This window comes from Streptomyces sp. NRRL S-340 (genome assembly GCF_000720185.1).
In the GTDB taxonomy this organism is placed as follows: Bacteria; Actinomycetota; Actinomycetes; order Streptomycetales; family Streptomycetaceae; genus Streptomyces.
Genome location: NZ_JOIY01000026.1, coordinates 81,340 through 102,872, shown reverse-complemented (window position 1 = coordinate 102,872; position 21,533 = coordinate 81,340). Strand labels below are relative to the sequence as shown.

Annotated in this window: 18 protein-coding genes; 8 read left to right on the top strand and 10 right to left on the bottom strand. The window is 72.3% G+C overall.

Going from position 1 to position 21,533, the window contains the following annotated elements; translation table 11 throughout:
* Positions 1–95: 95 nt before the first annotated feature.
* From IG64_RS21090 to IG64_RS21075, 4 genes are all read right to left on the bottom strand, one after another.
* Complete coding sequence (locus IG64_RS21090) at positions 96–1,220, bottom strand: GuaB3 family IMP dehydrogenase-related protein (RefSeq protein WP_037858479.1); 1,125 nt, start codon at positions 1,218–1,220, stop codon at positions 96–98.
* Positions 1,221–1,370: 150 nt separating this feature from the next.
* Positions 1,371–2,876, bottom strand: a complete 1,506-nt coding sequence (guaB, locus tag IG64_RS21085) for an IMP dehydrogenase (RefSeq protein ID WP_037858477.1) — start codon at positions 2,874–2,876, stop codon at positions 1,371–1,373.
* 142 nt (positions 2,877–3,018) lie between these two features.
* Entirely contained in the window at positions 3,019–3,606 is a 588-nt protein-coding gene (locus IG64_RS21080) for a sigma-70 family RNA polymerase sigma factor (protein WP_026252030.1), read from the bottom strand.
* Between the two features lie 743 nt (positions 3,607–4,349).
* Entirely contained in the window at positions 4,350–4,961 is a 612-nt protein-coding gene (locus IG64_RS21075) for a response regulator transcription factor (RefSeq protein ID WP_003948568.1), read from the bottom strand.
* A gap of 382 nt (positions 4,962–5,343) precedes the next feature.
* On the opposite strand from IG64_RS21075, the gene IG64_RS39070 reads away from it, so the two are divergent.
* Positions 5,344–5,673, top strand: a complete 330-nt coding sequence (locus tag IG64_RS39070; protein WP_037858476.1) for a WhiB family transcriptional regulator — start codon at positions 5,344–5,346, stop codon at positions 5,671–5,673.
* Between the two features lie 94 nt (positions 5,674–5,767).
* Here IG64_RS39070 and IG64_RS21065 read toward each other — a convergent pair whose 3' ends face one another.
* Positions 5,768–6,664, bottom strand: a complete 897-nt coding sequence (locus tag IG64_RS21065; RefSeq protein WP_037858475.1) for a LysR family transcriptional regulator — start codon at positions 6,662–6,664, stop codon at positions 5,768–5,770.
* A gap of 80 nt (positions 6,665–6,744) precedes the next feature.
* On the opposite strand from IG64_RS21065, the gene IG64_RS21060 reads away from it, so the two are divergent.
* The gene (locus IG64_RS21060; protein WP_037858474.1) at positions 6,745–7,440 is read left to right on the top strand and encodes an MOSC domain-containing protein; all 696 of its coding nucleotides are present in this window, start codon (positions 6,745–6,747) and stop codon (positions 7,438–7,440) included.
* A 107-nt stretch (positions 7,441–7,547) separates the two neighbouring features.
* Positions 7,548–8,321 carry an SDR family NAD(P)-dependent oxidoreductase gene (locus tag IG64_RS21055; protein ID WP_037858472.1) on the top strand — a complete coding sequence of 258 codons (774 nt, stop codon included), beginning with the start codon at positions 7,548–7,550 and terminating at the stop codon, positions 8,319–8,321.
* A gap of 618 nt (positions 8,322–8,939) precedes the next feature.
* Here the strand turns inward: IG64_RS21055 and groL are convergent.
* The 4 genes from groL to IG64_RS21035 all read right to left on the bottom strand — a co-directional run bounded on the left by groL (position 8,940) and on the right by IG64_RS21035 (position 13,126).
* On the bottom strand, positions 8,940–10,565 hold the full coding sequence (groL, locus tag IG64_RS21050) for a chaperonin GroEL (protein WP_037858470.1): 1,626 nt from the start codon (positions 10,563–10,565) through the stop codon (positions 8,940–8,942).
* A gap of 117 nt (positions 10,566–10,682) precedes the next feature.
* A complete protein-coding gene (gene groES, locus IG64_RS21045; RefSeq protein ID WP_009190181.1) occupies positions 10,683–10,991 on the bottom strand; it encodes a co-chaperone GroES in 309 nt (102 codons plus the stop codon).
* A gap of 324 nt (positions 10,992–11,315) precedes the next feature.
* Complete coding sequence (locus IG64_RS21040) at positions 11,316–12,164, bottom strand: polysaccharide deacetylase family protein (protein ID WP_037858468.1); 849 nt, start codon at positions 12,162–12,164, stop codon at positions 11,316–11,318.
* Complete coding sequence (locus IG64_RS21035) at positions 12,161–13,126, bottom strand: polysaccharide deacetylase family protein (protein WP_037858513.1); 966 nt, start codon at positions 13,124–13,126, stop codon at positions 12,161–12,163. The genes IG64_RS21040 and IG64_RS21035 overlap by 4 nt, the downstream gene beginning before the upstream one ends.
* 90 nt (positions 13,127–13,216) lie before the next feature.
* On the opposite strand from IG64_RS21035, the gene IG64_RS21030 reads away from it, so the two are divergent.
* Positions 13,217–14,437, top strand: coding sequence for a THUMP-like domain-containing protein (locus IG64_RS21030; RefSeq protein WP_234438580.1), 1,221 nt, complete (start codon positions 13,217–13,219; stop codon positions 14,435–14,437).
* Positions 14,438–14,596: 159 nt separating this feature from the next.
* Here IG64_RS21030 and IG64_RS21025 read toward each other — a convergent pair whose 3' ends face one another.
* The gene (locus IG64_RS21025) at positions 14,597–15,625 is read right to left on the bottom strand and encodes a LacI family DNA-binding transcriptional regulator (RefSeq protein WP_037858465.1); all 1,029 of its coding nucleotides are present in this window, start codon (positions 15,623–15,625) and stop codon (positions 14,597–14,599) included.
* A gap of 164 nt (positions 15,626–15,789) precedes the next feature.
* Between IG64_RS21025 and IG64_RS21020 the strand changes: the two genes are divergently transcribed.
* Genes IG64_RS21020 through IG64_RS21005 form a run of 4 tightly spaced genes read left to right on the top strand, consistent with a single transcriptional unit; the run spans position 15,790 to position 21,254 of the window.
* Positions 15,790–17,103 (top strand): ABC transporter substrate-binding protein, encoded by a 1,314-nt coding sequence (locus tag IG64_RS21020; protein ID WP_037858464.1) that lies wholly within the window; start codon positions 15,790–15,792, stop codon positions 17,101–17,103.
* The gene (locus IG64_RS21015; protein ID WP_037858462.1) at positions 17,100–17,996 is read left to right on the top strand and encodes a carbohydrate ABC transporter permease; all 897 of its coding nucleotides are present in this window, start codon (positions 17,100–17,102) and stop codon (positions 17,994–17,996) included. Before IG64_RS21020 ends, IG64_RS21015 begins: the two co-directional genes overlap by 4 nt.
* A gap of 4 nt (positions 17,997–18,000) precedes the next feature.
* Positions 18,001–18,906, top strand: coding sequence for a carbohydrate ABC transporter permease (locus tag IG64_RS21010; protein ID WP_420709951.1), 906 nt, complete (start codon positions 18,001–18,003; stop codon positions 18,904–18,906).
* A gap of 35 nt (positions 18,907–18,941) precedes the next feature.
* The gene (locus tag IG64_RS21005) at positions 18,942–21,254 is read left to right on the top strand and encodes a glycoside hydrolase family 3 N-terminal domain-containing protein (RefSeq protein ID WP_037858460.1); all 2,313 of its coding nucleotides are present in this window, start codon (positions 18,942–18,944) and stop codon (positions 21,252–21,254) included.
* Positions 21,255–21,533: the final 279 nt, after the last annotated feature.

Sequence of the window (21,533 nt, the reverse complement as noted above, 5' to 3'; positions counted from 1 at the left end):
CCGAACGCGCCCCCACCGCTCGAACGCCAAGGGGCCCGGCCACTCGCCTGAGCGAGTGGCCGGGCCCCTTCCCTGGCGTGGAAGCCCGGCGAGACTTACCGCTTGTGCTGCGCGTCCGCCACCGTGACCTCGACGCGCTGGAACTCCTTCAGCTCGCTGTAGCCCGTCGTGGCCATGGCACGGCGCAGCGCGCCGAAGAAGTTCATCGAGCCGTCCGGGGTGTGCGAGGGACCGGTGAGGACCTCCTCGATGGTGCCGACGGTGCCGAGGTCGACCTTCTGGCCGCGCGGCAGCTCCACGTTGACGGCCTCCATGCCCCAGTGGTGCCCCTTGCCGGGCGCGTCGGTCGCACGGGCGAGCGGGGAGCCCATCATCACGGCGTCCGCGCCGCAGGCGATCGCCTTGGGCAGGTCGCCGGACCAGCCGACGCCGCCGTCCGCGATCACGTGCACGTACCGGCCGCCGGACTCGTCCATGTAGTCGCGGCGGGCGGCGGCCACGTCCGCGACCGCGGTGGCCATGGGGACCTGGATGCCCAGCACGTTGCGCGTGGTGTGCGCGGCGCCGCCGCCGAAGCCGACCAGCACGCCGGCCGCGCCCGTGCGCATCAGGTGCAGGGCGGCGGTGTAGGTGGCGCAGCCGCCGACGATCACCGGGACGTCCAGCTCGTAGATGAACTGCTTCAGGTTCAGCGGCTCGTGCGAGGAGGAGACGTGCTCGGCGGAGACCGTGGTGCCGCGGATGACGAAGATGTCCACGCCCGCGTCGACGACGGCCTTGGAGAACTGGGCGGTGCGCTGCGGGGAGAGCGCGGCGGCGGTGACCACACCGGAGTCGCGCACCTCCTTGATGCGCGCGCCGATCAGCTCCTCCTTGACGGGAGCGGCGTAGATCTCCTGGAGGCGGCGGGTCGCGGCCTCGGCGGGCAGCTCGGTGATCTCGTCCAGCAGGGGCTGCGGGTCCTCGTGGCGGGTCCACAGGCCTTCGAGGTTGAGCACGCCGAGGCCGCCCAGCTCACCGATGCGGATCGCGGTGGCCGGGGAGACGACGGAGTCCATGGGGGCGGCCAGGAAGGGCAGCTCGAACCGGTAGGCGTCGATCTGCCAGGCGATCGAGACCTCCTTCGGGTCCCGCGTACGGCGGCTGGGGACGACGGCGATGTCGTCGAAGGCGTACGCCCGGCGGCCGCGCTTGCCGCGCCCGATCTCGATCTCAGTCACGTCTGTGGCCTTTCCCTGATGCGTTGCAGCGTCTTCCAGTATCGCCGACACCCATGACAAGGGCGGCCCCGGTGCGCCCGGGGCCGCCCTTCCACGTCGCCGGCGGTGCTCCCCGCGCGCGGCTCTACGCGCGCGGGGAGGACTTCCGGTTCACTTCTTGCTGCTGTAGTTCGGCGCCTCGACGGTCATCTGGATGTCGTGCGGGTGGGACTCCTTGAGACCCGCCGAGGTGATCCGGACGAACCGGCCCTTGGACTCCATCTCCTCGATGGTGGCGGCGCCGACGTAGCCCATGGTCTGGCGCAGGCCGCCGACGAGCTGGTGCAGGACGTTGGCGAGCGGTCCGCGGTAGGGGACCTGGCCCTCGATGCCCTCGGGCACGAGCTTCTCGTCGGCGGTCACGTCGGCCTGGAAGTAGCGGTCCTTCGAGTACGACCTGCCCTGACCGCGGGACTGCATGGCGCCCAGCGAGCCCATGCCCCGGTACGACTTGAACTGCTTGCCGTTGATGAAGAGCAGTTCGCCCGGGGACTCCTCGCAGCCGGCGAGGAGGCTGCCCAGCATCACCGTGTCGGCGCCGGCGGCCAGCGCCTTGCCGATGTCACCGGAGTACTGCAGGCCGCCGTCGCCGATCAGCGGGACACCGGCGGCACGGGCCGCGAGGGACGCCTCGTAGATGGCGGTGACCTGGGGAACGCCGATGCCGGCGACGACGCGGGTGGTGCAGATGGAGCCCGGGCCCACACCCACCTTGATGCCGTCCACACCGGCGTCGATCAGCGCCTGGGCGCCGTCGCGGGTGGCGACGTTGCCGCCGATCACGTCGACGCTCACGCTCGACTTGATCTTCGACATCCAGCTCAGGGCGTTGCTGTTGTGGCCGTGCGAGGTGTCCACGACGAGGAAGTCGACACCGGCCTCGGTGAGCGCCTGGGCGCGCTCCAGCGCCTCCGGGCTGGCGCCGACGGCGGCGCCGACGAGCAGCCGGCCCTCGGCGTCCTTCGCGGCGTTGGGGTACTTCTCGGCCTTGACGAAGTCCTTGACCGTGATCAGGCCCTTGAGGACGCCCTCGTCGTCCACCAGCGGCAGCTTCTCGATCTTGTGCTTGCGCAGCAGCTCCATGGCCTCGGGGCCGGAGATGCCCACCTTGCCGGTGACCAGCGGCATCGGGGTCATGACCTCGTGCACGCGGCGGCCGCGGTCGCTCTCGAAGGCCATGTCGCGGTTGGTCACGATGCCGAGCAGCTTGCCGGCCGGGTCGGTGACCGGGACACCGCTGATGCGGAACTTCGCGCACAGGGCGTCCGCCTCGGCGAGCGTGGCCTCCGGGTGCACCGTGATCGGGTCGGTGACCATGCCGGACTCCGACCGCTTCACCAGGTCGACCTGGTTGGCCTGGTCCTCGATGGAGAGGTTGCGGTGCAGCACGCCGACGCCGCCCAGCCGGGCCATCGCGATCGCCATGCGGGACTCGGTCACCTTGTCCATCGCCGCCGACAGCAGCGGGATGTTCACCCGGACGTTGCGGGAGATGCGGGACGAGGTGTCGACCGCGCCCGGGAGCACCTCGGATGCGCCCGGCAGCAGCAGCACGTCGTCGTAGGTCAGCCCGAGTGTCGCGAATTTCTCGGGCACTCCGTCGACGTTTGCAGTCATGACACCTTCCCCAAATGGCCTTGATCGGTGCGGATGTCCATGCTAACGGGAAGCGGAGGCGTCTCATTCCACGACGAAGGACCGCCCCGGGCTTCGTATCTTCCTACGACACCGGCGCGCGGCCGGTCCAACGGACGCCCGGCTACTGCTCGGCGAGCGCCCGCAGCCTGCTCAGCGCCCGGTGCTGGGCCACCCGGACGGCCCCCGGTGACATTCCCAACATCTGCCCGGTCTCCTCGGCGGTCAAGCCGACCGCGATGCGCAGGAGCAACAGCTCGCGCTGGTTCTCCGGGAGGTTGGCGAGGAGTTTCTTCGCCCACTCGGCGTCGCTGCTGAGCAGGGCGCGCTCCTCCGGGCCGAGGGAGTCGTCGGGGCGCTCGGGCATCTCGTCGGACGGCACGGCCGTCGAACCGGGGTGGCGCATCGCCGCGCGCTGGAGGTCGGCCACCTTGTGGGAGGCGATGGCGAAGACGAACGCCTCGAAGGGGCGGCCGGTGTCGCGGTAGCGCGGCAGGGCGAGCAGGACGGCGACGCAGACCTCCTGGGCCAGGTCCTCGACGAAGTGGCGCGCGTCGCCCGGGAGCCGCGACAGACGGGTGCGGCAGTAGCGCAGCGCCAGGGGGTGGACGCGGGCGAGCAGGTCGTGCGTGGCCTGCTCGTCGCCGTCGACGGCCCGGTGCACCAGCGCACCGATCGCCCCTGGGGCAACTGCCGCCTCGTCGTCGCGCATCGGTCCATCGTGCCTTGGCGTCGTCTGCTCCGCGGCACCGCCTTCGCGGTTGTGCACCGAAGCGTTATGAGCGGGTGCGCCGGAACCCATCCCCTGCACCCTCCCATTCCGCTCGACCGACTCGTCCCCGAGGAACTCCACACCTCCAAGGATGCGGCATCCGCGGCGAAACGAGCACCGGCCGCCCGGCGGGCCGCACGGTCAGTGGTACCCGGGGCGCGACGGGCGACACCGCCGGCACCCGCTCGAGGGCCCTTCGCGGGCCCCGTCTCCCCGTTCCCGGCCGGCCGGCGCGCGCCCGGGAGGGCGCCCCGTCCGGGCGGGCCGCCGCGGTGCGGTTGCGGCCGCGGCCCGTGTCCGCAGCGCGACCGCGGCACAGCTGCAGGCGCGACCGGCGTAGCCGTGCGTGCGCGGCCCGGCACAGTGGTACGCGCGACCGGCACAGGCGTCCGTGCGGCCGGCGCGGCTGCACGGCGACTCGCCCTGGGGACGCGCCGCGCGGACCCGGGGTCCCGTCGGCGAGGCTGAGGTGCGGTCCGGCGGCTCATGCCGCGGACACGGGGCCCGTCCGTCCGCGGCGCTGTCGTCACTCGCCGGTTCCCCGACGCCCGGCATCCGCTCGCGCGGGAGGACTCCCCCTCGCGCGGGCGTCCTTTGCCGCCTTGCCGCTGTCCGCACCAGCCCGCTGACCTGGCCCGGTCAGGCGCCGTGCGCTCTTTGTGCCCTGATCCGCCGGACCGGTCCTAGCGGACCAGGCCCCACCGGAAACCGAGGGCCACCGCGTGCGCGCGGTCAGAGGCGCCGAGCTTCTTGAACAGGCGCCGGGCGTGTGTCTTGACGGTGTCCTCGGAGAGGAACAGCTCACGGCCGATCTCCGCGTTGGAGCGGCCGTGGCTCATGCCTTCGAGGACCTGGATCTCACGCGCGGTGAGCGTGGGCGCGGCGCCCATCTCGGCCGAGCGCAGCCGGCGCGGGGCGAGCCGCCAGGTCGGGTCGGCGAGGGCCTGGGTCACCGTGGCGCGCAACTCCGCGCGGGAGGCGTCCTTGTGCAGATAGCCGCGGGCGCCGGCGGCCACGGCGAGTGCGACACCGTCGAGGTCCTCGGCGACCGTGAGCATGATGATGCGCGCACCGGGGTCGGCGGACAGCAGCCGCCGGACCGTCTCGACACCGCCCAGTCCGGGCATGCGCACGTCCATGAGGATGAGGTCCGAGCGGTCGGCACCCCAGCGGCGGAGGACTTCCTCGCCGTTGGCCGCCGTCGTCACACGCTCGACGCCGGGCACGGTCGCGACCGCGCGGCGGAGCGCCTCTCGGGCAAGCGGGGAGTCGTCGCAGACGAGGACGGATGTCATGGCCGCCCTCCGCAGCTGATGCGCGTCACCTTGAGCCTCCAGGCTGGTACGAAATCGTCACCTGTGCGGTCGACCGTCTCGGACGCCTGCCCGAGCACCTGTGTTTTCAACCGCCTCCGCACTCTCAACGACGGTCACTCGAAAGAGTTACGGGGCCGCACGCCGTTTTCGGCACTCTACGTGAGGGAGCGGACACAGTGCAGACACAGACGTCATACCCTCAACTTTTCATCACAAGCTATGCCCCATTCGGCCCCTTTTCTTCCCGTTTCTAGGTGTCTGGGGCTAGATTCGCAATGAGTCATATTTTCATCTCCTTAGATCGGAGATGTACGGTCGTTGGCACCGTATCCGCCACCGAACGGCTACAAGGGGTCACGCAATGGCAGATTTCTCCCGCCTTCCCGGACCGAATGCGGACCTGTGGGACTGGCAGCTGCTGGCTGCCTGCCGCGGAGTGGACAGCTCGCTCTTCTTCCATCCCGAGGGCGAGCGCGGGGCGGCTCGGAGCGCTCGAGAGAACTCGGCCAAGGAGGTCTGCATGAGGTGCCCGGTCCGTGCGGAGTGCGCGGCACACGCCCTGGCGGTGCGCGAGCCGTACGGAGTGTGGGGCGGCCTCACCGAGGACGAGCGCGAGGAGCTCATGGGGCGGGCACGGAACCGACTGGTGACGGCTTCGTCATCAAGCGGTGACACCGCTTCACATACCTGAAGGAACGTTTCTTCTTACCCATACGGACGTACTACGGCGATCAGGGCACGCACGCGCGTGCCCTTCGCTTCGGTACACGGCCGGTGCGCCGCGCTCACCTGGACCCGGCGCGCACCAGTTCGTCGAGGGTCGCCGCCACGGCCGGCACCTGGGCCAGGTCGGGCAGGGTGAGCGCGACGATCTCGCGGCGCACCGCGGGCTCCAGTGCCACGGTGCTGGCGCCCCGGGGCCGTACGGACTCGATGGCGAGCTGGGGCAGGACGGCCACGCCCAGACCCGCGCCCACCAGACCGGCCACCGCCGGGTAGTCGTCCGTGGCGAAGTCGATGCGGGGCGTGAACCCGGCGCTCGCGCACACCTCCACGAGCTGGCCCCGGCAGCGGGGGCAGCCCGCGATCCACGGCTCGTCGGCGAGTTCCGCGATGGCGACGGACTCGGCCCGGGCCAGCGGGTGTCCTTCGGGTACGAGTCCGACGAGCCGGTCGGTGAGCAGCGGGCGCACCACCAGGTCCGCCCATTCCTCGGCGCCCGCGGCGCCCTCGTAGCGGAAGGCGAGGGCCACGTCGCAGTCGCCGGCGCGCAGCAGTTCCACGGAGCGGGGCGGTTCCGCCTCCTCCAGGGAGACGCGGGTGCCGGGGTGCGCCGCGCGCAGGGCGGCGAGGGCCGTGGGGACGAGGGTGGAGCTGCCGCTGGGGAAGGAGACCAGGCGGACGCGGCCGGCGCGCAGACCGGCGATGGCGGCGACCTCCTCCTCGGCGGCGGTGAGTCCGGCGAGGATGCCGCCCGCGTGCCGCACCAGGGCCTCGCCGGCCTCGGTCAGCCGCATCTCGCGGCCGGTGCGCACGAGCAGCGGGGTGCCGGCCGACCCCTCCAGGGCCTTCATCTGCTGGCTGACGGCGGGCTGGGTGCAGCCCAGCTCGCGGGCCGCCGCGGAGAAGGAGCCGGTGGCGGCGACGGCGCGCAGGACGCGCAGATGACGGGCCTCGATCACCCTTCGAGCATAAGGCAAGCTTGGGCGAAGCACCGGAAAACGCGTCGACACTTTGACTTCAAGTCCTCTACCGTTCCGGCATGAAGCTTCTCTCGGTCAACCTGGGCCGTGCCGTGGCCGTGCCGTACACCGATCAGCCGGAGGGCCTCACCGGCATCGCCAAGCAGCCGGTGGACCACCCGGTGCGGGTCGCGGCGCCCGGCCCCAAGGGCGTCGGCGCGAGCGGGCTGGCCGGGGACGCGGTGTGCGACACGCGGCACCACGGCGGTGACGACCAGGCGGTCTACGCCGTGGCGCGCGAGGACCTGGACGACTGGGAGCGCGAGCTGGGCCGGGCGCTGCCCAACGGCTCGTTCGGCGAGAACCTCACCACCACGGGCATCGACATATCCGGTGCGCGCATCGGGGAGCGCTGGCGCCTCGGCTCGCCGGAGGGTCCCCCGGTGGTGCTGGAGGTCACCTGCGGACGGATCCCGTGCCGGACCTTCCAGGGCCATCTGGGCGAGCGAGGGTGGGTCAGGAGATTCACGCGGAAGGGTGCGCCGGGTGCGTACCTGCGGGTGATCGAGCCGGGTGAGATCCGCCGCGGGGACCCGGTGGAGATCGTGCACCGCCCGGACCACGACGTGACGGTGGCCCTCCAGTTCCGGGCCGCCACCACGGAGCGCTCCCTGCTGCCGCGCCTGCTGGCGGCCGGTCCGGCGCTGCATCCGGAGTCGCTGGCCGCGGCCCGCAGGTACGCGGCTCGGTACGGCGCCGGGGAGGCGGCGGGCTGACGGGTCGTCGGGCACGGCCGGGCCGGCCGGTCACACCGGTCCGTCACTGATCGGCAGGCCCTGTGCAGAGATCGGGGACGAGGGGGCGGGACCACTAACCTTTCGCCATGACAACGGCTCTGATTACGGGATCGACCGCGGGCATCGGCGCCGCGTTCGCGCGGCGCCTGGCGGCGGACGGCCACAACCTCGTCCTGGTGGCGCGTGACACCGGGCGGCTGACGGAGCAGGCGACCGAGCTGCACGACCGGCACGGCATCGAGGCCGAGGTGCTGACGGCCGACCTGGCGACGGACGAGGGCATCGAGAAGGCCGCCGCCCGGCTGGGCGACCGGAAGAACCCCGTCGACCTGCTGGTCAACAACGCGGGCTTCGGCAACAAGGGCCGTTACCTCGACGTGGAGATGGCCGACGAGCTGAGGATGCTCAAGGTGCACGTCGAGGCGGTGCTGCGGCTGACGTCGGCGGCGACCGCGGCGATGCGTGAGCGCGGCCGGGGCGGCGTGGTGAACGTGGCGTCGGTCGCGGCGTTCGTGCCGCGCGGCACCTACGGGGCCTCGAAGGCGTGGGTCGTGCAGTTCACCCAGGGTGCGGCGCGGGACCTGGCGGGCAGCGGCGTACGCCTGATGGCGCTGTGCCCCGGCTTCGTGCGCACCGAGTTCCACCAGCGGGCCGGGATGGGCACGGACAACATCCCCGGCTGGATGTGGCTGGACGCGGACAAGCTGGTCGCGGCGGCCCTCGCGGACCTGGCCCGCGGCCGCACGGTCTCGATCCCGGACCCCCGCTACAAGGCGCTGATGGGCCTGGTCAAGGTGACACCGCGGGGCCTGCTGGGCGGGGTCACCTCGAAGACGGGCCGCAAGTACGGGCCGCGGTGAGCCCCCGGGGCCGGTCGCCGATCCTGAGCCGGTCGCCGGTCCTGGGCCGCCCGCGGTCGCGGCCACGCCGGTCCCGAGGGACGAGCAGACGGGGAGGGGCGGTCGGCGGCCGACCGCCCCTCCCCTTTCACCTGAGCGTCGCGCCGCCGTCCCGCACACCGGCCCCGCCTGGCAGCGGGCGAGCGTCAGGCGGCGGACGGCTTCGGGCAGGGGCCGGCAGGGGCCCGGCATGCTCGTCTGCCGCCCCCGCGGAGCAGCGTCGTGGGAGCGTCGTACCTGGTCACTGGAGGGGACGGGGCGGGATCTTCGGCGCTTGACCACTTTCCCCGGCAGGTCCCACGGGCCGCGCTTCCGGTTCCACGCAGACGGTGTTCTGTTTGCGCTCCGCCTCCGCACCGCGCGGTGCCGGGCTCGCCGGCGGACTCGCCTTCCGCCCGACGGACGCGTGGGGCCGGCGCGCCGGGCTGTCACACGGTGCGCCTCCCCGGCCGGCGCGAGAGCCGCCGCACCATCCCGCCCGCCTGCCGGCCGAACGCGCGGTGCCCGGCACCCCCCGAAGGGGTGCCGGGCACCGGTGGCCCGCCCGAGTCGCTGAGCGGCTCGGATCAGAGCGCTGCCTCAGTGGGCGTGGCCGTGGCTGTGGCCCGCGGCGGCCGGCTCTTCCTCTTCCTTCTTCTCGACGACCAGGGTCTCGGTCGTCAGGAGGAGGGAGGCGATGGAGGCCGCGTTCTCCAGGGCGGAGCGGGTGACCTTGACCGGGTCGATGACGCCGGCCTTGACCAGGTCGCCGTACTCGCCGGTGGCGGCGTTGTAGCCGCTGCCCTTCTCCAGCTCGGCGACCTTGGAGACGATGACGTAGCCCTCCAGGCCGGCGTTCTCCGCGATCCAGCGCAGCGGCTCGACGGCGGCGCGGCGGACGACCGAGACACCGGTGGCCTCGTCGCCGGTCTTGTCGAGGTTGCCCTCGAGCACCTTCACGGCGTGGACCAGCGCGGAGCCACCACCGGAGACGATGCCCTCCTCGACCGCGGCGCGGGTCGCGGAGATGGCGTCCTCCAGACGGTGCTTCTTCTCCTTCAGCTCCACCTCGGTGGCGGCGCCGACCTTGATCACGCACACGCCGCCGGCCAGCTTCGCGAGGCGCTCCTGGAGCTTCTCGCGGTCCCAGTCGGAGTCGGTGGACTCGATCTCGGCCTTGATCTGGGCGACGCGGCCCTCGACGTCCGCCTTGTTGCCGGCACCGTCGACGATCGTGGTGTCGTCCTTGGTGACGGTGACGCGGCGGGCGGAGCCGAGCACGTCGAGACCGACCTGGTCGAGCTTGAGGCCGACCTCCTCGGAGATGACGGTGGCGCCGGTGAGGACGGCCATGTCCTGGAGCATCGCCTTGCGGCGGTCGCCGAAGCCGGGGGCCTTCACCGCGGTGGCGTTGAAGGTGCCGCGGATCTTGTTGACGACGAGGGTGGAGAGCGCCTCGCCCTCGACGTCCTCGGCGATGATCAGCAGCGGCTTGGAGGCGTTCGCCTGGATGATCTTCTCGAGCAGCGGGAGCAGGTCCGCGATCGAGGAGATCTTGCCCTGGTTGATCAGGATGTACGGGTCGTCGAGGACGGCCTCCATACGCTCCTGGTCGGTGACGAAGTACGGCGAGAGGTAGCCCTTGTCGAAGGCCATGCCCTCGGTGAAGTCCAGCTCCAGACCGAAGGTGTTGGACTCCTCGACGGTGATGACGCCGTCCTTGCCGACCTTGTCCATCGCCTCGGCGATCAGCTCGCCGACCTGCTGGTCCTGGGCGGACAGCGCGGCCACGGCGGCGATGTCGGACTTCTCGTCGATCGGGCGGGCCGAGGCGAGCAGGTCGTCGGAGACGGCCTTGACCGCGGCGTCGATGCCCTTCTTCAGCAGCGCCGGGGAGGCACCCGCGGCGACGTTCTTCAGGCCCTCGCGCACCAGCGCCTGGGCGAGCACGGTGGCGGTGGTGGTGCCGTCACCCGCGATGTCGTTGGTCTTGGTCGCCACCTCCTTCACCAGCTGGGCGCCGAGGTTCTCGTACGGGTCCTCGATCTCCACCTCACGGGCGATGGTGACGCCGTCGTTGGTGATGGTCGGGGCGCCGAACTTCTTGTCGATGACGACGTTGCGGCCCTTGGGGCCGATCGTCACCTTGACCGTGTCGGCGAGCTTGTTGACGCCGCGCTCGAGGGCGCGACGGGCGTCCTCGTCGAACTTCAGGATCTTCGCCATGGCAGCGGGAGCCCTCTCGGAAATCTTGGGTGAAAAAGAAACTGCGCCCCGGACGCCCGGCTTCTTAACGGTCGCGGGGGCCAGGGGCGCAGCTCACAGCAGGAATGCTGAGGTGACTTACTTCTCGATGATCGCGAGCACGTCGCGAGCCGAGAGGACGAGGTACTCCTCGTTGTTGTACTTCACCTCGGTGCCGCCGTACTTGCTGTAGAGCACGACGTCGCCGACCTTGACGTCGAGCGGAAGACGGTTGCCGTCCTCGAAACGGCCCGGGCCCACGGCCAGGACGACGCCCTCCTGGGGCTTCTCCTTGGCGGTGTCCGGAATGACCAGGCCAGAGGCCGTGGTCTGCTCGGCGTCCAGCGGCTGGACCACGATGCGGTCCTCGAGCGGCTTGATGGCAACCTTGGAGCTGGCGGTCGTCACGATCCGACCTCCCCCTTCGGAGATCTCACGGGGTTAACTGTCTGAGGTGGCGACCAGGTCGATCCGTCGTCGCGGGTGCCGGACCTGCCCGTCGCGTTGTTGGCACTCTCCGGTGGGGAGTGCCAGAGCCGAGACTATGACCGCGATTAGCACTCGGTCAAGCGGAGTGCCAATTGCCGTGCGGCGCGTCGGAGGAGGACGGGCTCTTCAGGGGCGCTCGCGCAGGTGCCGTCCGCTGCGGTGGGCGGTCCGGGAGCCGCCGCCCCCGGTCCCCCGCCGCCGGTCCGGACGGCTTCGTCCGCAAGGGCCGGACGGGCCGATCCGTCACAGGTAGTCCTGCAGCCTTCCGACCGTCAGCCCCTCCGCCTCGATGTCGCGCAGCAGGCGTGTGGTGCGTTCGCGCAGCGTCGGGCCGTCCAGGTCGTCGTCGTCCGAGGTGACCAGGAGGATGTCGCCGGGGCGCAGCGCGGGGCGGCCGCGGGTGAAACGCAGGCGGGTCTCCGTCATCGAGGCGCGCCACAGCACCACGGCGGAGACCTGGCAGTCGGCGGCGGCGCGCAGGGTCGTGGTGTCGTAGACGCCGTAGGGCGGCCGGAAGAGGCGGGGGCGGACGCCGAAGCGGGCGTGCAGCTTGTCGCGCTGGCCGCAGATCTCGGCGCGCTGGCCGGCGTAGGGCAGGCCGCGCAGGGCCGGGTGTTCCAGGGTGTGGTTCTCCAGGGCCGCGCCGACCGACAGCAGGCGCGCGAAGTGCCCGTACTCCGGCCCGATGACGCTGTCCGTGAGGAACATGCTGACCGGCAGCCGCAGTTCACGGACCATGTCGACGAACCGCGGATCGCGTTCGGCGCCGTCGTCGTAGGTGAGGAAGACGACCCGGTCGGGCGTGTCGACGTGGTCGACCACCGGGGGCGGCGCGAAGGCCCGGCCGGCGGCTGCCGCCGCGCGCGAGACGGGGCGGGAGGGCGGCCGCGGGGCCGCGGGCAGCGGGGCCGTCAGGCCCCAGCGGCGGTACGGCTGCGGGGGCGCGGCCGGGCCGGTCGGCCGTACCCGCTGGGCGGCCTTGCGGCCCAGCCGTTCGATCGGGTCGACGGACGAGGCGCAGCCGGCCAGGAGCAGCAGCACGGCCGCGAGCAGTGCCGCGGCCGTGCGCCGCGGCCACGGCCGCGGTCTCACAGGTAGTCCTCCAGCCGGGCCACCGCGTACCCCTTGGCGGTCGCGTAGTTCAGGAAGCGGCGCATGTCGTCGGCCATGGTGCCGTCCCACTCGCCGCGGCCGCGGAAGTGGGTGAGCACGATGTCGCCGGGGCGCAGCCGCTTGTCGTCCTCGCGGAACTCCCAGTGGTCGACGTAGACCTCCTCGTTCCAGATCGGCGCGTACTTGATGCCGCAGGACTTGGCGGCGCGCAGGGTGTCCTGGTTGTAGTTGCCGTAGGGCGGGCGCAGGAGCTGCGGACGCTTGCCGAACTGCTTGAGCATGATGTCCTGCATGTCGCAGATCTCGTGCCGCTGCTCGTCGTAGGACAGGCCCGGCAGGTACGGGTGGTGCAGCGTGTGGTTGTTCAGGGTGTTGCCGAGGGACTGGGCCTTGCGGAAGTAGCCGTAGTCGTCCTTGACGAGGTAGTCGCTGAGGAAGGCCGTGTAGGGCACCTTCAGGTCGTTCATCATGCGCAGGAAGGCGGGGTCCTTCTCGGCGCCGTCGTCGATGGTGAGGAAGAGGATCTTGTCCTTGGTGGGGACGGTGGTGAAGACCGGAGGCAGGTCCCACTCCTCCTGGTGGTCCACCTCGAAGCCGGGGCGGGCGTGGATCCTCGGCTTGACGGCGGGTGGCGGCGGAGGCAGGAGCGGGGCCTGGCTCAGGCCCCAGCGCCTGGCGGCGGCGGTACGGGCCGCGGCGGAGACCTTGAGCCGGGTGGCGTAGGAGTCGAGGGCGCGGGCGGGGGGCGCCTGGAGGCGCTGCTGGCCCGGGGCGGGGGCCACCGGCGTGCCCGGCCGGTCGCAGCCGGAGACGAGGGCGGCGACGGCGAGGGCGGCGAGTGAGGCGCGGAGGGCGGCCCTGCGTCCCGGTCCGCCAGGACGGCCCGCGAGGCCCGCGCGACACGGGAGGCGATTTTTGTCATTTTGTACTACTGAACTCATGGCGCCGGATCCTCGCAGGCCACCGCCCCGAACCCGCGGCGACACCGCGGCCGGCGCCGCACCGTCCACCGACTGGCCCACAATGAGGCGGTGACCGACCCACTCGCCCCGCTGCACGCCTTCGCCTCGCTCCTCACCCCCGAGGGCCGCGCCCTCCTGGAGGAGGTGCGCGGCACCGCCCCCGCCGACGAACTCGCCGTCGCCACCCGGCTGCGCCGCGAGCACCCCGCCGGCCTGGTCTCGGCCGCGCTCGGACAGGCCCGGCTGCGGCAGCGGGCGGCGGCGAAGTTCGGGGCGGCGGACGCGGAGCGGATGTTCTTCACCCCGAACGGCGTGGAGCAGTCCACCCGGGCGAGCGTGGCGGCCTACCGCGCGGCGCGGCTGAGGGAACTGGGCGTGTCCTGCCTGGCGGACCTGTGCTGCGGCATCGGCGGGGACGCGATCGCGCTGGCCCGCGCCGGGATCCGCGTCCTGGCCGTGGACCGGGACCCGGTGACGGCCGCGGCGGCCCGCGCCAACGCGGCGGCGCTCGGGCTCGACGCCCTCATCGAGGTCCGCGAGGCGGACGTCACGGACGTCGACACGTCGTCGTACGACGCCGTGTTCGTGGATCCCGCCCGGCGCGGCGGCGGACGAGGGGCCGGCCGGGCGACGGGTGGGCGGATCTTCGATCCCGAGGCGTACTCGCCGCCGCTGTCCTGGGCCGTGCAGGCCGCGCTCAGGGCTCCGCACGCCGCCCTGAAGGTCGCCCCCGGCATCCCGCACGAGGCGGTCGCGCCCCAGGCCGAGGCCGAGTGGATCTCCGACGGCGGGGACGTGAAGGAAGCGGTGCTGTGGTTCGGCACCGAGCCGGGCACGGTGCGCGCGACGCTGCTGCCCGGCCCGCACAGCCTGCGCGGCCGCGGCCTGCCCGACCCGCCGGTGCGGCCGGTGGGCCGGTACCTGTACGAGCCCGACGGCGCCGTCATCCGCTCCCACCTGGTCGCCGAGGTCGCCGAGGAACTCGGCGGCGGCCTCGTCGACGAGACCATCGCCTACGTCACCGCCGACGAGCTCCGCCCCACCCCGTACGCCACCGCCTACGAGATCACCGGCCGGCTGCCCTTCAACGTCAAGAAACTGAAGGCGCTGCTGCGGGAGCACGAGGTCGGCACGCTCACCGTGAAGAAGCGCGGCTCGGCCGTGGAGCCGGAGGAACTGCGCCGCAAGGTGCTGCCGAAGCCGCACGGGCGCGGCACGATGACGGTGTTCCTCACCCGGGTCGCGGGCGCCCCGACGATGCTGCTGGGGCACCCCGCCCCTGCCGCCTAGCGGGAGGCCTCCCCGCCGCGGCGGCGCCCGCGGCGTGCCGGGCGCCGGCTCCGCCCTCCAGCGGCTGTTCCGGCGCCTTCCCGCGCCTTCCTGTACTTTCCGGCGCCCCCGACGCCTTCCGGTGGCCGGCTTCGAAAGTTTCGAAGGCCCCCCGGTGGGTCACTCGCCCGGCCGCGCCGTGCTGCTGCGCACCACCAGGCTCGTCGCCAGCTCCACCCGTGTCGCCGCCGGCGGCTCCTCCTCCCGTCCGAGGTCGAGCACCAGCCGCGCCGCCGCCTCCGCCATCTCGGTGAGCGGCTGCCGTACGGTCGTCAGCGGCGGCCCCACCCAGCGCGCCACGGGCAGGTCGTCGAAGCCGACCACGCTCAGGTCCTCCGGGATGCGCAGGCCCAGCTCCCGCGCCGCCTCGTACAGGCCGAGCGCCTGGAGGTCGTTGCCCGCGAAGACGGCGCTCGGGCGGTCCGGGCGGCGCAGCAGCTCCAGGCCGAGGCGGTAGCCGGCCTCGTGGTGGAAGTCGCCGGTGACGATCAGTGACGGGTCGACCGGTACCCCCGCCGTCTCCAGCGCCGCCCGGTAGCCGTCGACCCGGGCGCGGCTGCACATCATCCGGGACGGCCCGCTGATGGCGCCGATGCGGGTGTGGCCCAGCTCCACCAGGTGCCGGGTGGCGGCGAGGCCGCCCTGCCAGTTGGTCGCGCCGATCGAGGGCACGTCGGTGCCCGGGTCGCCGGCCGGGTCCATCACCACGAAGGGGATGGAGCGGCTGGTCAGCAGCGCCCGCTGGGACTCGTCGAGGTCCGACAGGACGAGGACCACGCCGTGCGGGCGGCGGGCGGCGACCTGGTCCGCCCAGGTCCGGCCGGGGGTGAGCCGGCCCGCGCTCTCGGAGAGCACGACGCTCAGGCCCGCGTCCCGCGCCACGTTCTCCACGCCCCGGATGACCTCCATCGCCCAGGCGCTCTCCAGCTCGTGGAAGACGACGTCGATCAGCGGCGAGCGGGTGGCCTCGGCGCGCCTGCGCCGGTAGCCGTGGGCGCGCAGCAGGTCCTCGACGCGGCTGCGGGTCGCCGGGGCCACGTCGGCGCGCCCGTTGAGGACCTTCGAAACAGTCGGAGCCGACACCCCGGCCTCGCGGGCGATCTCAGCGAGGGTGGCGGTGCGGGTTGCGGGGGTCTTGGTCGGCTTCATGGCCGGGATCGTATCTCTGCGCGACCCCTTGACGAACCCCCCGGCACGCCTTACGTTCCCGGAACATTCGAAGTCACATCCGAAACATTCGGGCAACCGGAGTGTTCCCGGTGCCGACGGCACCGCGTCCGGCCCGAGCGATCCTTCGTGAGAGGTGCCGTCACATGGAGTCCTACAGCAGGCGCTGGTTCCTCGGCGCCGGCGCCACCACCCTGATCTCGGCCGCGGGGCTCACGGCCTGCGGTTCCGGCAGCGGTTCGGGCGGTTCGGGCGGCGGCACCATCACGGCGATGGTGTACGGCGACGACGCGGTGAAGATCCAGGTCAAGGCGGTCGACCGGTTCAACGCTTCGGCCACGGCCAAGCAGGCCAAGGCCAAGGTCGAACTGCAGAAGATCCCCGCCTCCGACTACCCGGCCAAGCTGCGCACCGCCATGGGCTCGCCCAACGCGCCGGACGTCTTCTACAACTGGGGCGGCGGCTCCATCAAGGCCTACCAGGAGGCCGGCCAGCTGGTCGATCTCACCGACGTCATCACGTCCGACGCGACGCTCAAGGGCGGCTTCCTGCCCTCCGTGCTCGCCGCGGGCGGGCTCGGCGGCCGCAATTACGGGATCCCGATGCGCGGCATGCAGCCGGTGATCCTCTTCTACAACAAGTCCCTGTTCGCCGAGCACAAGCTGCAACCGCCCACCACCTGGGACCAGTTGCTCGACAACAACACCAAGCTGACGAAGGCGGGCATCACCCCGTTCGCCCTCGGCGGCGCCGACACCTGGCCCGAGCTGATGTGGCTGGAGTACCTGCTCGACCGCATCGGCGGCCCGCAGGTCTTCGAGAAGATCAGGAACGGCGACGCCTCGGCCTGGGGCGACCCGGCCGTGCTGAAGGCGGCCGAGACGGTCAAGCAGCTCATCGACGACGGCGCCTTCGGCAAGGGCTACAGCTCGGTGTCGTACAACAACGGCGGCGCCCCCGCCGTGTTCGCCAAGGGCAAGGCGGCGATGCACCTGATGGGCTCGTGGGAGTACTCCACGCAGCTCGGCAAGTTCCCGGACTTCGCCAGGAAGGAACTCGGCTGGTGCGCCTTCCCGAAGTACGACGGCGGTGCCGGCGACATCCGCAACGTGGTCGGCAACCCCACCAACTACTGGTCCGTGAACACCCGGGTCTCCGACAAGGACGCGGCCGTCGCCTTCCTGCGCGACTGCGCCTCCGAGGCCTACACCAAGGACCTGATCGCCAACGGTGACGTACCGACCACGACCAAGGCCGCCACCCTGCTCGACTCCTCCCCCAACCCCGCCTTCGCCAAGTTCCAGTACCAGATGGTGCAGCAGGCGCCCGCCTTCACCCTGAGCTGGGACCAGGCGGTCGACCCGAGCTGGCAGACGCCGATGCTCACCGAGATCAACAAGCTGTTCGTGGGCAAGTCGTCGCCGGACCAGTTCGTCTCGGCGCTCAAGGGGCTGAAGTGAGTTCTGCGGTCACCACCCGGACGAAGGGCGGCCCGGGCAGGGGCGTGCGGACCGGCCGTCCGCACGCCGCCTGGGCGCTGCCCGCCGTCCTGTTCTTCACGGTCTTCGCCGTCGCTCCCATGGCGCTGGCCTTCTACCTGTCCTTCACCAGGTGGAACGGCCTGGGCGACCCCCAGCCCGTCGGCCTCGCCAACTGGCAGAAACTGATCCACGACCCGCGCCTGACCCAGTCCCTGACAGTGACCGTCGTGCTGACCGCGGTCAGCTGGGCCTTCCAGACGGTGGTCTCCCTGCTGCTCGGGGTCTGGGCCGCGGGCCGCCAGCGCAACCGCGCGATCCTGTCGGCGGTCTTCTTCGTGCCGTTCCTGCTCTCCTCGACGGCGATCTCACTGCTCTTCTACGCGCTGCTCGACCCGAACTTCGGCATCATCCACGGCGACACGCTCGGCACCACCTCCGGCGCCTTCCTGGCGATCGTCTTCGTCGGCGGCTGGCAGTTCATCCCGTTCCACACCCTGATCTACCAGGGCGGGGCCCGGCAGATCCCCGAGGTCCTCTACCAGGCGGCGGCGATGGACGGCGCCGGCCGCCGGCGCCAGTTCTTCTCGATCACACTGCCCCAGCTGCGCAACACGGCGACCACGTCCGGCGTGCTGATGGTCGTCGGCTCGCTGACGTACTTCGAGACCGTGCTGATCCTCACCCAGGGCGGCCCGGGCACCGACACCGCGATCCTGCCCTACCTGATGTACGAGGCGGGCTTCAAGAGCTACGACTTCGGCTACGCGAGCGCCATCGCGTCGTTCCTCGTCGTGGCCGCCACCGCACTGTCGCTCGTGCTGGTCCGGCTCTCCGGGTTCGGCGCCATGCGCAGTACCAGGGAAGGGATGTGACGCTGTGCCACACGACACGCTGCGGCGTCCGCGTCCGGTGAGGACCGCACCGCGCACACCGGCCGGCGGCCCCGCGCGCCGCCGCCGCCACTGGACCAGGCGCCCCAACCCGATCGCCGGACTCGGCTCGGTGCTGTGGCTGGTCGTCGTCATCGTCCCGATCTACGCGATGATCTCGGCCTCGCTGACCCGCCAGGACGAGGCGCTGGGCGGCAACGCCCTCAAGCCCCCGGCCCACCCCACCCTCGCCAACTACAACACCGTCCTGCACAACGGCTTCGGGCACCTGCTGCTCAACACGGTGATCGTCGCGGCCGCGGTCGTGGCCATCGTCCTTCTCCTGTGCGTCCCGCTGTCCTACGTGGCCGTGCGCTCGCGCACCTTCTGGTCGGGCGCCTCCTTCCGGCTGTTCCTGCTGGGCGTGGCCATCCCCGCGCAGGCGGTGGTCGTCCCGCTCTACCTGATGATCGCCAAGCTGAACCTGTACGACAGCCTGCTCGCCGTCGTCCTGCCGACCGCGGCCTTCGCCATGCCTGTCTCGGTGCTGATCCTCACCGGCACCCTGCGCGACATCTCCGAGGAGATGTACGAGGCGATGGCGCTGGACGGCGCCTCCACCACCCGCATGCTGTTCCAGCTGGTCGTCCCGATGGCCAAGGGCGGCATCAGCACGGTCGTCGTCTACGCCGCGCTGCAGGCCTGGAACGGCTTCCTCTTCCCGCTGATCTTCACCCAGTCCGACGGCCCGCGCGTGCTCACCCTCGGCCTGTTCAACTACGTGAGCCAGTTCGGCGTGAACATCCCCGCCCTGCTCGCCTCGGTCGTCCTCTCCGGCATCCCGGTCTTCGCCGTCTACCTGGTGGCGCGGCGCGCCCTCGTCGGGGGCCTGATGGGGGTGGGCGGCAAGTGAACTCACCCACCACCGACGTCTCCGACAGGAGTTCCATGACCACCCGTTCCTGGCAGGACCCCGCCCTGCCCGCCGCCGACCGCGTCGACGACCTCCTGTCCCGGATGACCCTGGAGGAGAAGACGGCCCAGCTGTACGGCGTGTGGGTGGGTGCCGCCACGGACGGCGACGGCGTCGCCCCGCTCCAGCAGCACATGAACACCGACTACGACTGGGACGAGCTGATCACCCAGGGGCTGGGCCAGCTCACCCGCTCCTTCGGCACCGCCCCCGTGGACCCCGCGGCCGGGGCCCGCGCGCTGAGCCGGGCCCAGCGCCGCATCGCCGGTGCGGGCCGGTTCGGCATCCCCGCCGTCGCCCACGAGGAGTGCCTGGCCGGCTTCACCGCCTGGGGTGCCACGGCGTACCCGGTGCCGCTGGCCTGGGGCGCGAGCTTCGATGCGCCGCTGGTGGAGGAGATGGCGGCGCGCATCGGCCGTGACATGCGGGCGCTGGGCGTCCACCAGGGGCTCGCACCGGTCCTGGACGTGGTGCGCGACCCGCGCTGGGGCCGGGTCGAGGAGACCATCGGCGAGGACCCCTACCTGGTCGGCACGATCGGCACCGCCTACGTGCGCGGCCTGCAGTCGGCGGGCGTGGTCGCCACCCTGAAGCACTTCGCCGGATACGCGTCCTCCTCCGGCGCCCGCAACCTGGCCCCGGTCCGCGCGGGCACCCGCGAGTTCGCCGACGTCACGCTGGTGCCCTTCGAGATGGCGCTGCGCGAGGGCGGCGCCCGCTCGGTGATGGCGGCGTACACGGAGACCGACGGCGTGCCCGCCTCGGCCGACCCCGCCCTGCTCACCGGGCTGCTGCGCGAACGGTGGGGCTTCACCGGCACGGTGGTCGCCGACTACTTCGGCATCGACTTCCTGCAGACCCTGCACCGGGTGGCCGGCAGCCCCGCCGAGTCCGCGCACCTGGCGCTCGCCGCCGGCATCGACGTGGAACTGCCCACCGTCAAGTGCTACGGCACCGGCCTGGTCGCCGCCGTCCGCGCGGGCACCGTCCCCGAGGAGCTGGTGGACCGCGCCGCCCGCCGGGTCCTGCTCCAGAAGTGCGAGCTGGGCCTCCTGGACGCCGACTGGGACCCCGATGTGCCCGCCGGGCCCGTCGACCTCGACTCGGCCGGGAACCGGGCCGTGGCCCGCCGCCTGGCCGAGGAGTCGGTGGTCCTGCTGTCCAACCCCGACGGGGTGCTGCCCCTCTCCCCCGGCACGCGGATCGCGGTCGTCGGGCCCCGCGCCGCCGACGCGCTGGCGATGCTGGGCTGCTACTCCTTCCCCTCCCACGTCGGCACCCAGCACCCCGAGGTGCCGCTGGGCATCGAGATCCCCACCGTCCTCGACGCGCTGCGCGGCGAACTGCCGGACGCCAAGGTGTCGTTCACCGAGGGCTGCGGCGTGGCGGACCCGGACACCTCGGGCTTCGCCCAGGCGGTGGCACGCACGGCGGAGGCCGACGTGTGCGTGGCGGTGCTCGGCGACCGGTCGGGACTGTTCGGCCGCGGCACCTCCGGCGAGGGCTGCGACGTGGCGGACCTGGCGCTGCCCGGTGTGCAGGGCGAACTGCTGGACGCGCTGGTCGCCACCGGCGTCCCCGTCGTCCTGGTCCTGCTCACCGGCCGCCCCTACGCGCTGGGCCGCTGGGAGGGCCGGCTCGGCGCGGTGGTCCAGGCCTTCTTCCCCGGCGAGGAGGGCGGCCCCGCGGTCGCGGGTGTGCTCTCGGGCCGGGTGAACCCGTCGGGCCGCCTGCCGGTGAGCGTGCCGCGCGGTCCCGGGGGCCAGCCCTGGACCTACCTCCAGCCGCCGCTGGGCCTGGCCGACGAGGTGAGCAGCCTGGACCCGACACCGCTGTACCCGTTCGGGCACGGCCGCTCGTACACGACGTTCGCCTGGGAGGACTTCACCGGCGAGGAGAGCGCCACGACCGGCACGGACGGCGCCTACGACCTCTCGCTGACGGTGCGGAACACGGGTGAGCGGGCGGGCGCCGAGGTGGTGCAGCTCTATCTGCACGACCCGGTGGCCGCCGTGACCCGGCCCGACGTCCGGCTGGTCGGCTACCAGCGGCTGGAGCTGGCCCCCGGCGAGTCGAGCCGGGTGACGTTCCGTTTCCACGCGGACCTGTCGGCGTTCACCGACCGGTCGGGGCGCCGGATCGTCGAGCCGGGCGACCTGGAACTGCGGCTGGCCGCCTCCAGCGCGGACGTCCGCCACACGGCCCGGCTGACCCTGACGGGTCCGGTGCGGGAGGTGGGCACGGAGCGGCGGCTGCGCTGCGACACGCTCGTCTCGCGGGAAGGCTGAGCACCGGGTCCCGGTCCGCGTTCGCCCGGGGGGGCGGACCGGGACCCGGCCCGCCCGACGGCGGCGCGCCGGACACGCACAAGACCCCGCCCCGGAGAACCGGGACGGGGTCTGGTCGAGCGCCGGGCAGGCCTTGCACCTGCATCTCCCCGCAGGAAGCGGGACGTCTTTCCTTGGACCACCAACGCACTGCTCGCGGGCCGTTGTTCCGGCCGCTTGCTGTGTGATGATCATAGCGCACCGCGGGCGCCGCACGCCACTCGGCGCCCTGACCCGCTC